Annotated in this window: 10 protein-coding genes; 5 read left to right on the top strand and 5 right to left on the bottom strand. The window is 72.8% G+C overall.

Going from position 1 to position 13,783, the window contains the following annotated elements; translation table 11 throughout:
- Position 1: 1 nt before the first annotated feature.
- On the top strand, positions 2–2,182 hold the full coding sequence (locus AB0O82_RS20755) for an MMPL family transporter (RefSeq protein ID WP_363585451.1): 2,181 nt from the start codon (positions 2–4) through the stop codon (positions 2,180–2,182).
- 94 nt (positions 2,183–2,276) lie between these two features.
- Here AB0O82_RS20755 and AB0O82_RS20750 read toward each other — a convergent pair whose 3' ends face one another.
- The 3 genes from AB0O82_RS20750 to AB0O82_RS20740 form a co-directional block, all read right to left on the bottom strand.
- Positions 2,277–4,142 (bottom strand): ATP-binding SpoIIE family protein phosphatase, encoded by a 1,866-nt coding sequence (locus AB0O82_RS20750; RefSeq protein ID WP_363585450.1) that lies wholly within the window; start codon positions 4,140–4,142, stop codon positions 2,277–2,279.
- Between the two features lie 80 nt (positions 4,143–4,222).
- Positions 4,223–4,987: a class I SAM-dependent methyltransferase gene (locus AB0O82_RS20745; RefSeq protein ID WP_363585449.1), complete on the bottom strand. Its 765-nt coding sequence runs from the start codon at positions 4,985–4,987 to the stop codon at positions 4,223–4,225.
- 471 nt (positions 4,988–5,458) lie between these two features.
- Positions 5,459–8,434, bottom strand: coding sequence for a BTAD domain-containing putative transcriptional regulator (locus AB0O82_RS20740; RefSeq protein WP_363585448.1), 2,976 nt, complete (start codon positions 8,432–8,434; stop codon positions 5,459–5,461).
- A 215-nt stretch (positions 8,435–8,649) separates the two neighbouring features.
- On the opposite strand from AB0O82_RS20740, the gene AB0O82_RS20735 reads away from it, so the two are divergent.
- Complete coding sequence (locus tag AB0O82_RS20735; protein WP_363585447.1) at positions 8,650–8,934, top strand: hypothetical protein; 285 nt, start codon at positions 8,650–8,652, stop codon at positions 8,932–8,934.
- Between the two features lie 246 nt (positions 8,935–9,180).
- On the opposite strand, the gene AB0O82_RS20730 is transcribed toward AB0O82_RS20735, so the two are convergent.
- On the bottom strand, positions 9,181–9,399 hold the full coding sequence (locus tag AB0O82_RS20730) for a hypothetical protein (RefSeq protein WP_363585446.1): 219 nt from the start codon (positions 9,397–9,399) through the stop codon (positions 9,181–9,183).
- Between the two features lie 197 nt (positions 9,400–9,596).
- Here AB0O82_RS20730 and AB0O82_RS20725 point away from each other — a divergent pair, with 197 nt between their 5' ends.
- Positions 9,597–10,355: a GntR family transcriptional regulator gene (locus AB0O82_RS20725; RefSeq protein WP_363585445.1), complete on the top strand. Its 759-nt coding sequence runs from the start codon at positions 9,597–9,599 to the stop codon at positions 10,353–10,355.
- Between the two features lie 66 nt (positions 10,356–10,421).
- On the opposite strand, the gene AB0O82_RS20720 is transcribed toward AB0O82_RS20725, so the two are convergent.
- Positions 10,422–12,089, bottom strand: coding sequence for a fumarate hydratase (locus AB0O82_RS20720; protein WP_063347981.1), 1,668 nt, complete (start codon positions 12,087–12,089; stop codon positions 10,422–10,424).
- Positions 12,090–12,234: 145 nt separating this feature from the next.
- On the opposite strand from AB0O82_RS20720, the gene AB0O82_RS20715 reads away from it, so the two are divergent.
- Positions 12,235–13,020 carry a DUF1707 domain-containing protein gene (locus tag AB0O82_RS20715; protein WP_363585444.1) on the top strand — a complete coding sequence of 262 codons (786 nt, stop codon included), beginning with the start codon at positions 12,235–12,237 and terminating at the stop codon, positions 13,018–13,020.
- A gap of 262 nt (positions 13,021–13,282) precedes the next feature.
- Positions 13,283–13,717 carry a WhiB family transcriptional regulator gene (locus AB0O82_RS20710; RefSeq protein ID WP_350879949.1) on the top strand — a complete coding sequence of 145 codons (435 nt, stop codon included), beginning with the start codon at positions 13,283–13,285 and terminating at the stop codon, positions 13,715–13,717.
- Positions 13,718–13,783 lie beyond the last annotated feature (66 nt).

Below are 13,783 nucleotides of genomic sequence, written 5' to 3'. Positions count from 1 at the left end.
CATGGCCACGCACCTCTACCGACTGGGCCGCTACTGCTTCCGGAGACGGCGGGCGGTGCTGGCGGTCTGGATCGCGGTGCTGATCGCGATCGGCGGGGCCGCGGGTGCCTTCGCCGGCAAGACCAGCGACGAGTTCAAGGTGCCGGGCACCGAGGCGCAGACCACCCTGGACCGGATCAAGGACACCTTCCCGGAGCAGGGCCACGGCTCCGCCCAGGTCGTCTTCGCGGCCCCCGCGCCCGGCGGCGCCACCACGCCCGAGGCGGGCAGGGCGGTCAGCGAGGCGGTCGCCCGGATCACCGCCGTCCCCGGCGTGGCCGCCGTGCCCGACCCGTACGCCACCCACGCCGTCTCACCGGACGGCCGGGTCGCGATCGCCCTGGTCTCCTTCGACCACAAGCTCGCCGACGTCACCGACCAGCAGCGCGAGGCCGTCAAGGCCGCCGCCGAACCGGCCCGCGCGGCCGGGCTGGACGTCGCCTTCGGCGGTGACGCGTACAACCGGATGGCGCAGGTCGACGGCGGCGAGGCGATCGGTCTGGCCGTCGCCGGGGTGGTCCTGGTGATCACCCTCGGCTCGTTGGTCGCCGCCGGGCTGCCGCTGCTGACCGCGCTGGTCGGGGTCGGTGTGGCGATGGCCGCGATCATGGCGCTGTCCGGCTCGTTCGAGATCATCACCACCGCGCCGGTGCTGGCCCTGATGGTCGGTCTCGCCGTCGGCATCGACTACGCGCTGTTCATCCTCTCCCGGCACCGCCGCCACCTGGACGAGGGCCTGGAGCCGGACGAGGCCGCCGCCCGCGCCACCGCCACCGCCGGCAGCGCCGTCGTCTTCGCCGGCCTCACCGTGGTCGTGGCGCTCGCCGGGCTCGCCGTCGCCGGCGTCCCCTTCCTGACCGTGATGGGCCTGGCCGCCTCCGGCGCCGTCGTGGTGGCCGTCCTGGTCGCGATCACGCTGCTGCCCGCACTGCTCGGCTTCGCCGGCCGCGCCATCGACCGGCTGCCGGTCTGGAAGCGGGCGCTGCGCACCGGCAGCCGCACCACCCTGGGCGAGCGCTGGGGCCGGTTCGTGGTCCGCCGCCCGCTGGCCGTGCTGCTCGTCGGACTGGCCGGACTGGGCCTGCTCGCGGTGCCCGCTGCGAGCCTCCGGCTCGGCCTGCCGGGCGGCGGCTCGCAGGCCGCCGGCACCGATGCGCGCAAGGCCTACGACCTGGTCGGCGAGAGCTTCGGGCCGGGCTTCAACGCGCCACTGGTGGTCGTCGTGGACGCCGGGGGCGTGCCGCAGCCGGAGCAGGCGGTGCAGGGGGTGGCGGCCAGGCTGCAGACCCTGCCGGGCGTGCGGACACTGCTGCCCCCGGCAGTCGACCAGGCCGGGCGCACCGCCCTGCTCACCGTCATCCCGCAGACCGGACCGGACGACGCCGGCACCAGGACACTGGTCAACGAGATCCGCGACCAGCGCGCGCCGCTCAAGACCTCGACCGGCGCGGACATCGCCGTCACCGGTACCACCGCCGCCAACATCGACGTCTCCACCAAGCTCGGCCAGGCACTGCCGCCGTTCCTCGCGGTGATCGTCGGCATCGCGGTGGTGCTGCTGGCGCTGGCGTTCCGCTCGGTGCTCGTCCCGCTCAAGGCGGTGGCCGGCTTCCTGCTCAGCATCACCGCCTCGCTCGGCGCGGTGGTCGCGGTCTACCAGTGGGGCTGGCTGGACGGCCTGATCGACGTGCCGAAGGTCGGGCCGGTGGTGAGCTTCGTGCCGATCCTGCTGATCGGCGTGCTGTTCGGGCTGGCGATGGACTACGAGCTGTTCCTGGTCTCCGGGATGAAGGAGCAGTACGTCCACGGGAAGGCGCCGCGGGACGCCGTGGTGGCCGGGGTGCGCAGCGGCGCCCGGGTGGTCACGGCGGCGGCGCTGATCATGGTGTCGGTGTTCGGCTCGTTCGTCTTCGGCCACGACCCGATCGTGCAGCCGATCGGCTTCGCCCTCGCGGTGGGCGTGCTGGTGGACGCCTTCGTGGTGCGGATGGCGCTGGTGCCGGCCGCGATGGCGCTGTTCGGCAAGGCCGCCTGGTGGTTCCCGAAGAGGCTGGAGAAGGTCGTGCCGCGGGTCGACATGGAGGGCGAGCAGCTGATCGCGCGGCTGGAGCAGCATCCGGTGAAGGAGCCGGCCGGGGTCTGAACCGCTCCCGGGCGCTCGGCGGGCCGCTCCCGTCGGGCGCCCGCGCGCCGCGGCAGCCGCTGCTCGACGGGCGGCTGCGGGTGGTTACGGGTGGTTACGGTAGCCGCTGCTCGACGGGCGGTTGGGGCAGTCGCTGCTCGAACCAGACCACCTTGCCGGTGCCCAGCCGGGTGGCGCCCCAGCGGTCCGCGCACCGGGCCACTATCTGCAGGCCGCGACCGCGTTCGTCCTCCAGCCCGGTACGGCGCGGCCGCGGCAGCAGCGGGCTGTCGTCGCCGACCTCGCAGCGCAGCCGAGTGGTGCGCACCAGGCTCAGGGTGACCGGGCGGGTCGCGTGCTGGACGGCGTTGGTCACCAGCTCGCTGATCATCAGCTCGGTCGCCTCGCTGAGCTCGCCGAGCCCCCAGCGGCGCAGCGTGTGGGCGGCCAGCCGGCGGGCCCGGCCGGGCGTCTCGTTGCGCGGCTGGAGGTACCAGTGCGCGACGTCCCCGGCCGGGATGCCGTCGAAGCACGCGCCCAGCAGGGCGATGTCGTCGCCGCGGTCGCCGGGCGGCAGGATCCGCAGCGCCTCCTGGCACAGCTGCTCGGGGGACTGCCAGCGGGCGGCGGCGATCCGGGCGCGGAGGACCTCCAGGCCGTCGCTGATCGGGCGGCTGCGGGTCTCCACCAGGCCGTCGGTGAACAGCAGCAGGGCCGAGCCGGGCGGGGCGGGAAGTTCGACCGAGTTGAAGTCCACCCCGCCGACCCCGATCGGGGCCCCGGAGTCCAGCTCCACCAACTCGGCGGTGCCGTCCGGCCGGACCAGGACGGGCGGGACGTGCCCGGCGTTGGCCAGCACCACCCGGTTGGCGATCGGGTCGTACACCGCGTACACGCAGGTCGCCAGGTGCTGTTCGCGGCCGAGCCGTTGGGCCTGCTCGTCCAGGTGGTAGAGCACCTCGTGCGGCGGAAGGTCGAGGGCGGCCAAGGTCTGGGCGCTGGTGCGCAGTTGGCCCATGATGGCGGCCGAGGTGAGCGAGTGGCCCATCACGTCGCCGACGATCAGGGCGACCCGGTTGCCGGGCAGCGGCACGGCGTCGTACCAGTCGCCGCCGACCTGCGCGCCGCGCTCGCCCGGCAGGTAGCGCTGGGCGAGGCGGACGCCGTGCGGCTGCGGCAGGCGCAACGGCAGCATGCTGCGCTGGAGTTCGTTGGCTATCTCCCACTCGCGGGCGTACCGCAGGGCGGTGTCCACCGCCAGCCCCGCCTGGGTGGCGAGGTGCGCGGCGGTCGCGGTGTCGGCGGCGTCGAAGGCGGGCCGGCCGGTGCGTTCAGGAGGGCGGCGGATCAGCACCAGCAGGCCGAGCACGGCCTTGCGGCCGCGCAGCGGCAGGGCCAGCACCGACGTGCCCGCGGCCAGGCGGGCCAGCCCGCGGGTGCCGTACAGCTCGCGCAGCAGCGCCTCGGTGCGTTCGGCGCCGGGCGTGCCGAGCACCGCGGACTCGGCGGGGCGGCGGCTCAGCAGGGCGTGCGCGAGCGCCCCGCCGCGGGTCACCGGGGTGGCGGGGCCGGTGTCGGCGGTGGAGCGGGAGCCGTACCGGGAGCGGTGCCGGTCGTCCGCGCCGCTCGGTCGGCCGCGTCGCCCGATCCGGGTGCCGGTGCTGTGGTGGATCCGCAGCTCGTCCGGGAAGCCGGGCTCGCGCTCGACGTTGGGCAGCGGATCGCGCAGGTGGACCACGGCGGCGTCGGCCAGCGTGGGAACGAGTACCCGGCCGATGTTGCGCAGCGTCGCGGACAGGTCGAGCGCGCTGTTGATCCGCCGGGTGGCCAGGTCGAGGTAGCCGAGCCGGCCCGCCACGTCCTCGCGCTCCGGGCGCGCGGTCGGTTGGTGTGCCGGTGCCGGTGCCGGTGCCAGGGGCAGGCCGCGCTGGCCCGGGACGGCAGCCGGCTGTCCGGCCTCGGTCTTGAGCTGGTCGCGCACGGCTGCCTGTCCTGGATTCGGTGTGGTCTCTGTGGTGGTCTGCGGTGTCCTGCTGGCGGGCCCTGCTGCCGTGCGGTGGGTCAGCCGACGCGTCGACAGCACAGGAACAGCTGTTCCTCCGGCGGCAGCGTGGTGCTGGCCGGCGCGTACGGATGCCCCGAGCACTCCTCGACGGCGAAGCCCGCCGTGACGAGAACCCGCTCCAGATCCTCCCTCAGATACCCACTGATCCGCAGCTCTCTGCCAAGGAACGGAAGCGGAACGTGATCCAGATCCGCCTCGACCATACCGAGCGCCAGCAGTCCGCCCGGCCGGAGGAGTTCGCGCAGCCGCGCGAGCACGGTCGGGATCTCGTCCTGCGGCAGCAGGATCAGGGAGAAGAACGCGGTGACGGCGGCGAACCCGTCCTTGCCCAGCGGCCCCAGCCCGGGGGCGTTCCAGACCTGCCCGGCGCGCTCGGTGGCCAGATCGAACAGGTCGATCCGATGGAACTCCGGCGGGTGTTCGCCCGGGAACCGGGCCTGCCGGGCCAGCGAGAGCATCACGTCCGAGAGGTCTATCCCGGTCACCCGCAGCCCGCCCGCGACCAGCTGCCGGACCGTCGGGTCCCCGGTGCCGCAGCCCACGTCCAGCACCCGCGCGCCGGGTTCGAGCTCGGCCAGCAGCTGCCGTCCGCAGGCCAGCTGCCCGTCCTTGGCCGGGAACGCCTCGCCGTACCCGGCGCCGATGGTGTCGAAGGCGACGGCTTGCAGGGCACGCGCCGCCCGGCGCCGCCGCACGTCGGGCCCGTCGTCTCCCGCGTCCTCGTCGACGGGGAACGAGTCGGATATCTGTCCGGTCGTCACGATTGAGAGGCACCCTTCCACCCGTGGCCTCCGGCCGGCTGCACGCGGCCGCACGGGAGCGGGATGCCGTCCGCCCCGGCGCCCGTCCTGCCTCGCCGGCCCACACGTTGCCGGCAGACACTCGTGTGTGTACTGGCATCTGAGAATATGCGTGATCTCTGCGCCATGGGGTCCCTTTCCAGCCAACTCGTCATGCTTGGGCCGGTGTGGACGGGGTTGCGGAAGCACGACGGTGCGGGCGGGGGTGGTGCGCGCGGGCTCCGCGCGCCGCATGGCGCGCCGTGGTGGAACGGCTGACCTGCGGTTTCGCCGGGGCGAGGGCCGGCCGTCGGGCGTTTATCGAACGTCAATCGCCGGGGTGCAGAGTGGAGTCCAGCGCCGGGGAAGCGTTGAGGGCGCTCCCGCAGCCGGGGGGCTGCGGGGGCGCCGACGCGCACAACGGGGGTAGGGGCTCTGCCGGGGGGCGGAGACCTACGGCGCTGGGGAAGATGGGGGAGGCTCGGTGTGCTGTTGGGAGATGAGGTCCGCCACGGGGGAGGCCTCCGGCACACCGAGCCGCGTGAAGATCGCGTGCGCCTCGCGCAGGCAGGCGAGTCCGCGGGCCGGCTGGGCCAGGGCGAGCAGCGACTCGCCGAGGGTGGCGTTCGCGAGGCCCTGGCAGTAGGCGGAGTCCAGTTCCTGGGCGATCACGAGCGACTCGTCGGCCGCTTCGGCCGCCTCGGTGTGCTGTCCGGCGGCGAGCAGGGCGGAGGCCAGGCGGGCGAGGGTGTAGCCCTCCCAGAGCGGATTCTGCTGGGCCTGGAACAGCTGGTGAGCCTCTCGCAGGTAGCCCACCGCCGCCCTCGGCTCGTCGGTGGCGGCGAGCACCACACCGGTCTGGTACAGGGTGTCGGCGAGGCAGGGACCGTTCCTCGACGTCCGGGCCGTCGCCACCGCCTCGATGACCGAGCGGACAGCGGTCTCGGTGTCGCCCAGCTTGAGCTGTGCCCGCGCCATGTTGCCGAGCAGCCGGGCCTCGTTGATCGGAACGCGGACCACCCGGCTGATGCCGAGGGCCTGCTCGAAGAGCGGGATGGCTTCGGCGGGGCGGTTCGTCAGGCTGAGGATGATCCCCAGGTCGTTGCTCGCCGCCGACCGCAGGATCGTCATGTCGTCGGAGCGCTGGAGGGTCAGGCTCTTGCGGAGCGACTGTTCGGCGCCCTGGAAGTCATTGGTGATCGACTGCAGCGTGCCGAAGGCGAAGTGCACCCGGGCCAGGGCGGCAGCGTCTCCGTAGGCGGCGGCGTTGCGCTCGGCGGTCACCAGGAACCGGCGCATCCGCGAGCCGTGCGTGGGATCCCTGACCAGGCTGTTCAGGACGATCAGCAGGTCGACGGCCGGGCGCAGCACGAAGTCCGGTCCTCGCACGGCCGCCTCGACGGCGCTGAGCAGGAAGGTGATCTCCGTCCGCAGCCACTGCCGGGCGTCCCGGCTCGTCGGCAGATCCAGGCCTGACGAGCCCAGGGGGTTGAGCGGTTCCGGGAGCTGGTCGTCGGGCTCGATCACCTGGGCCGCGTTGCGGACGGTCGGGATCAGCAGGTCGAGCAGGCGCAGCACCGCCCGCTCCTGCTCCGTGGTGTCCCCGATCCGCTCGTTCTGCCGCTGGGCGTAGAGCCGGAGCAGGTCGTGGTAGCGGTAGCGGCCGGGGGTGAAGCACTCCAGCATGTTCGCCTCGACCAGCGCCTCGGCGAGGTCCTCGGCGGTGTACTCGTTCGCGCCGAGCAGCGCCGCGGCGGCGGGCAGCGGGATGTCCGGGGAGTCGATCAGGGCGAGCAGCCGAAAGGCACGGGCCTCGTCCGTCGAGAGCTGCCCGTAGCCGAGTCCGATGGTGGTCTCCACGGCGAGGTTGCCGAGCTGGAGTTCGTCCAGTCGCCGCCGCTGGTCGGCTAACCGTCTGGCCAGGTCGGAGACGCTCCAGCGCGGACGGCTGGCCAGCCGGGCGGCGGCGATGCGGACGGCGAGCGGCAGGAACCCGCAGGCGGTGACCACCTGCATGGCCGCCTCCGGTTCGGCGGCGACCCGCTGCTCGCCGACGATGGCCGAGAACAGTGCCAGCGCTTCGTTCGGGGTCAGCTCCTCGACGTCGAACAACTGTGCACCCGGGATGCCGGCCAGCCGGGAGCGGCTGGTGGCGAGCACGGCGCAGCCGGAGACGCCGGGGATCAGCGGTCGGATCTGCTCGGCGTCGCGCGCGTTGTCGAGCAGGATGAGCATCCGCCGGCTGGCGAGCAGCGACCGGTAGAGGGCGGCGCGCTGTTCGAGCGAGTCGGGGCTGTCGGTGACGCCGAGCGCGTGCAGGAAGTCGCCCAGGACGGCCACCGGGTCGGCCGGCGAGGTGCCGGCGCCGCGCAGGTCGACGTACAACTGCCCGTCCGGGAACTCGCCGCGGACGCGGTGGGCGACGTGGACGGCGAGGGTGGTCTTCCCGACCCCGCCGATACCGGCCAGCGAAGTCACCACCACGGCCTGGCCGGTGGCGTTCATCAGGACCGTCGAGAGGTCGCTCACCAGGTCGGTTCGGCCGCTGAAGTCCGATACGTCGGCCGGGAGTTGGGCGGGCGCCGGGGGAGCGGCCGGACCGTCCTCACGGCTCGCCGGGGTGGGTACGGCCGGGAGGGCGAGTGTCGGGTCCGCCGCCAGGATGCGGGCGTGCATCGCGGACAGGCCGGCTCCGGGTTCGACCCCGAGCTCCTCGATCAGCAGCTTGCGGGTGTCGGTGTAGACGCCGAGCGCCTCGGCCTGGCGCCCGCAGCGGTACAGCGCCAGCATCAGCAGCTCGCTCAGGCGCTCGCGCAGCGGGTGTTCGGCCGTCAGGCCGTTCAGCTCGCCGACGATCTCGGCGTGCAGGCCGATGTCGAGGGCGACGGCGCACAGCTCCTCGGCGGCGGCCACCTGCCGTTCGGCGAGCCGCAGCCGCTGGGTGTCGGCGTAGGGGCCGGGGATGCCGGTGAGCGGCCGGCCGCTGAACAGGTCCAGCGCCCGCGCCAGCAGCCGGTGCGCCTCGTGCTTGTCGCCCGAGGCCCGGGCGGACGCGGCCTCGGCGCAGAGCCGTTCGAAGACCGTCAGGTCGAGGGCCTCGCCGGGGATGCGCAGCGCGTAGCCGTCGGCGACCGAGATCAGCAGTTCGGAGGGCCGGCGCACCTCCCGCCGGGGCTCGATGACGGAGCGCAGGCGGGAGACGTAGGTGCGCAGTGCCGCCACCGCCTGGGCCGGGTGCCGCTCGCCCCAGAGTGCGTCGACCAGGTCCTGCGTGGTGACCGGGCGTCCGGAATGCAGCAGAAGGGTGGTCAGAACTGCCTGTTGCTGGGGAGATCCGAGGGAAAGGGGCTTGCCGTCGAGCCAGGCCTGGACCGGACCGAGGACTTGGAAGCGCAGCGCAGGGGTCTGCGGCGTCTCCCGAAACTCCATGAAAGTCCCCCGATGGCCTGTGGTGTCGATTCCGTGAAAGGGCGCTCGGCGGTCCGCCGTGGTGCTTCAGCTTAGGCGGACGCCCGACTCTGCCGGGCGGCAGCGCAAGCCGCGCGATGTTTATCGGACATTTAATCAACCCTACGATACTGTCCGCACGCCCGTGCCACGGAGGTCGGGCGAGACACATTTGATGACCGAAAGGCGGCCGCCCAATGGCCAACGACCAGAGCGAGACCCCGGTGGCTTCGGCGCCCGAGAACGCGGCGACGACGGATGTCCCGGCCGTCGCTGTGGAGGCGGGCGAGGCTGTCGAGGGCGCGGTGGCCGCGTCCTCGAACACGACCGAGTACACCGCGCCGTCCGACGCGCAGAAGGCGGCGATAGAGAACGACCTGTTCGGGGACGAGGCCGCGCACGTGGTGGAGCCCGTCGCGCCGGCCACGGGCGGGCCGGGCAAGCGGTACGAGCCGGAAGGCATGATCTCCGGCCACCCGTAAGCCGGTCCGGCCGAAGGCCCCGTGCCCCCCGTGTCCCGGTCCGGGCACGGGGGCGCTGTGGGTTTTGGGCGTGCTCCATTCGGCACCGGTGCCCGCCCGGTGGCCGAATCCCGCCCGTGATGCACTCATGGTGACCGGTGATATCCGTAACGTGCCCGACGGTGGGTGCGGGGCGTTCCGGAATTCCGGATTCACTCGGGGGGATTGCGGGTGGGAATGTTGCTGTTTGCGTGCTTTTTGCCGCAATTAGCGCGGAAGATCGTATTCGGCTGAATCGCGGGGCCTGGGAACGGGCGAGACCCGTCCGGGTTCGGCGGTCCATTCGCGGCCGCCGCCCTCGGGGCGCAGGTAGTGCTCCCCGCCGATGGTGTCCATGTAGATGCCGGTGCGTCCGGTCCTCCGGTCGAGGACGAGTTCACCCACGTGCGGCCGGTAGGCCGCGGAGTCGCGCTGACGGGTGCTCACCGCACTGCTCCTCGCTGTTCTGGTGCGGGTGCGGCGCCGGGTGGGGGCCGCGCCCTGGTCGCTGTCCGTGTGTGTGGTGCTCGGCGACTACCCAGCATCTCTAGAGAAGCTAATATCTCTAGAGATGTCAATGGTCGTATCGGCTTACCGTCGGCCGTGGGCGCGCCTACGATTTGTCCGAGGGAGAGGGAGCGGCGATGACCGGCAGCAGTGGCGACAAACAGCCCAAGTACCAACGGATCGCCGACACGCTGAAGGCGGCCATCGACGACGGCCGGTACCGCGCGGGTGACCGGCTGCCGGGCGAGAACGACCTCATGGACGAGTACGGCGTGGCCCGGATGACCGCCCGCCAGGCGCTCGGCGTGCTGCAGAGCGAGGGCATCGCCGAGGCGCGCCGGGGAGCGGGGGTCTTCGTCCGGGACTTCCGGCCGCTGCGCCGGCGCGGGATCCAGCGGCTGGCGCAGGGGCAGTGGGGCTCGGGCCGGTCCATATGGTCGGCGGACATCGACAACCGCCTGCTGGTGGTCGACCAGGTGTCCGTCACCGAACGGGGCGCGCCGGAGCACGTCGCCCGGGTGCTGGGAGTGGATCCGGGCGCGTCGATGTGCGTACGGCACCGCCGCTTCGTGCTGGACGGCAAGCCGGTGCTGCTGTCGACCTCCTACCTGCCGGCCGGCCTGGTCGCCGGTACGGCCATCACCCGCGAGGACACCGGCCCGGGCGGCACCTACGCCCGGCTGGCCGAGATCGGCGCGAAGCCCGTCCACTTCCGCGAGGAGGTCCGCTCCCGGATGCCCGGCGCGGACGAGGCCGCCCGCCTGGAGCTGTCGGCGGGCACCCCGGTCATCCTGATCTGCCGTACCGCCTTCGCCGACGACGGCCAGGTCGTCGAGCTCAACGAGATGATCCTCGACGCCGCCTCCTACGTCCTGGAGTACGACTTCGACGCGTGAGCACGCGCAACGCGGCCGCCCCGGTCGCGACGGACGCGGCCGGGGCGGTCGACGAACGCGGCGCGGCTACTCCTTGGAGCGGACCCGGAGGCTGGTGATCAGCGGGCCCTCGGTGGTCTCGCGGAAGAAGTCGTTGCCCTTGTCGTCGACCACGATGAAGGCCGGGAAGTCCTCGACCTCGATGCGCCAGACGGCCTCCATGCCGAGCTCGGCGTACTCCAGGACCTCGACCTTCTTGATGCAGTCCTGGGCGAGACGGGCGGCGGGGCCGCCGATGGAGCCGAGGTAGAAGCCGCCGTGGGCGGCGCAGGCGTCGGTGACCTGCTTGCTGCGGTTGCCCTTGGCGAGCATGACCATGGAGCCGCCGGCGGCCTGGAACTGGTCGACGTAGGAGTCCATCCGGCCGGCGGTGGTGGGGCCGAAGGAGCCGGAGGCGTAGCCCTCGGGGGTCTTGGCCGGGCCGGCGTAGTAGACGGGGTGGTCCTGGAGGTACTTGGGCATGCCCTCGCCGGCGTCCAGGCGCTCCTTGATCTTGGCGTGGGCGATGTCGCGGGCGACGACCAGGGTGCCGGTGAGCGAGAGCCGGGTCTTGACCGGGTACTTGGACAGCTCGGCGCGGATCGCGGACATCGGCTGGTCGAGGTCGACGCGCACGACGTCGTCGTCCAGGTGCTCGTCGGTGGTGTCCGGCAGGTACTTGGCCGGATCGGTCTCCAACTGCTCCAGGAAGACGCCCTCGGCGGTGATCTTGCCGAGCGCCTGGCGGTCGGCGGAGCAGGAGACGGCCATGGCGACCGGCAGCGAGGCGCCGTGGCGCGGCAGGCGGACGACCCGCACGTCGTGGCAGAAGTACTTGCCGCCGAACTGGGCGCCGATGCCGATCTTCTGGGTCAGCTCGGTGACCTTCGCCTCCAGCTCCAGGTCGCGGAAGCCGTGGCCGGTCTTGGCGTCGCCGGAGGTCGGCAGGTTGTCCAGGTAGTGCGCGGACGCGTACTTGGCGGTCTTGAGCGCGAACTCGGCGCTGGTGCCGCCGATCACGATCGCCAGGTGGTACGGCGGGCAGGCGGCGGTGCCGAGGGAGCGGATCTTCTGCTCCAGGAACGAGAGCATGCTCGCCTCGTTCAGGATGGCCTTGGTCTCCTGGTACAGGTAGGACTTGTTGGCGGAGCCGCCGCCCTTGGCCATGAAGAGGAACTTGTACGCGCCGCCGTCGGTGGCGTACAGCTCGATCTGGGCCGGCAGGTTGTTGCCGGTGTTCTTCTCGTCCCACATGGTCACCGGGGCCATCTGGGAGTAGCGCAGGTTGAGCTTGGTGTACGCGTCGAAGACGCCGCGCGCGATGGCCGACTCGTCGCCGCCCTCGGTGAGCACGTTCTGGCCGCGCTTGCCCATGACGATGGCGGTGCCGGTGTCCTGGCACATCGGCAGGATGCCGCCGGCCGAGATGTTGACGTTCTTCAGCAGGTCGAGCGCGACGAAGCGGTCGTTCGGGCTGGCCTCCGGGTCGTCCAGGATGCGGCGCAGCTGGGCGAGGTGGGCGGGGCGCAGGTAGTGCGAGATGTCGTGCATCGCCTCGGCGGTGAGCAGCCGCAGCGCCTCGGGCTCGACCTGGAGGAAGGTGCGACCGCCGGCCTCGAAGGTGGAGACACCCTCGGAGGTCAGCTTGCGGTACGGGGTCGGGTCAGCGCCCAGGGGGAGCAGGTCGCTGTACTCGAAGTCTGGCGTGGGAGCCATGGGGGCGGTCCTTAGGTTTCCAGTGGTCCGGCTGCGTCGGCGAAGCACCCTCAAGGGTAGGACCCGGCTCCGCGTCGCACGCGGACAGGGCAGCCTGCGTGACCGGGCTCACTCGGCCGCACGTACGAGCGACTAGTCTTGGGCCGTGGACAACTCGCCGTCGCAGGACGATCCGGGGCAGCCGTCCGTGCCGGCGCCCGTACCGATGACCAAGCCCGAGAGCCGGCCCGAGCCGCAGCCGCAACTCCGGCCGCTGCCGGAGCAGCAGACCCAGCCGTCGCACGCCCCGGTGGCGCAGGCGGAGATGCGGGTGTCGGACGCCGACCGCGAGCGGATCGCGGAGCTGCTGCGGGACGCCTACGCCGAGGGCCGGCTGGACGCGGACGAGCACGCGGACCGGATCGGGGCCGCGTACGCCGCCAAGACCTTCGGCGATCTGGTGCCGCTGACCAGGGACCTGCCGGGCCACCGGCCGCTGTCGTTCGAGAAGCCGCCGCTGGAGGCCCCGGCGCCGCGTGCGGTGACGCCGGCGCTGCCGCCCGCGCGCCAGGAGTCGCCGTCGATGGTGGCGATCTTCGGCGGATCGTCCCGCAAGGGCCGCTGGCGGGTGGGGTCGCACCTGAAGGCGTTCGCGGCGTTCGGCGGGGTGGAGATCGACCTGACCGACGCCGTGTTCGAGTCGCCCGAGGTGGAGATCGAGGTGACGGCGCTGTTCGGCGGCGTCGAGATCCGGGTGCCGGAGAACGTGAGCCTGCACGGCGGCGGCGTCGGCATCTTCGGCGGATTCGACGTCAAGGAGCAGACGGCGGCGGACCCGTACGCGCCGGTGGTCCGGGTCAAGGGCGTCGCGGTGTTCGGCGGTTGCGAGGCCAAGCCGCGCCGGGGCAAGAAGCTCAAGGAGTGGGTGCGCAAGCAACTCGGCACCGAGTAGCCGGGGTTGGCGGGTCGAACGCCCGGTCGGGGATCAACTCCCGGCCGGGCGTTCCGCGTTGTCTCCGGTGCGCTCCGTAGTCGATTGCGTGCAGTGTGCATGAATCGCGGGCGGGCGGGGTAGTTCCTTCCGCACATCGCTTCTTGTACGGCTGCGCACCGGAGGCGGCCCAGCGGCCGACTCGGGGTTGGACAGCGGGGGCTCGCAGCCGGGCAGGGGAGCGAGCTTCCCCGTGTCCGAGAGTCTCGTCAGGAGTACGGCCGTGCTGCATCCGATCGAGTCCCGCACCACCTCGCCCGTCGCCGCCGCGCAGTTGCTGGAGCGCAGTCCGCAGCCGCACCCCCCGGGCGGCCAGGGCCCCCAGACCGCCGCCCAGGGCGCGTCCTCGGGCGAGGACAGCCCCTGGCACACCGGCGCGGCCTGCCGGCGGGACGAGGTGGGGCTGTTCTTCGCGCCCTCGAAGGAGCCGACGGCGGCCCGGCTGTCGCGCGAGGAGCAGGCGAAGCAGGTGTGCGCCCGGTGTCCGGTGCTGCTGGAGTGCCGCGAGCACGCGCTGGCGCAGCCGGAGCCGTACGGGGTCTGGGGCGGGCTGACGGCCGCCGAGCGCCGGGTGGTGCTGGCCCGTCGCCGCCGCCGGGAGTCGGAGCTGCGCGAGGCGACCCGGGTGGTCGCGGGGCAGCGGCGGATAGCGGGCTGACGGGGCTCCGGGTGTGCCCCGGGCCGGACGCGCCGCGGCCTCGGCGGAGGGGGATTCCGCCGAGGC

This window comes from Kitasatospora sp. NPDC088264, from assembly GCF_040685715.1.
Classification (GTDB): Bacteria; Actinomycetota; Actinomycetes; order Streptomycetales; family Streptomycetaceae; genus Kitasatospora.
Note: the sequence above shows the minus strand (reverse complement) of the source record. Positions and strands in the feature narration are given on the sequence as shown.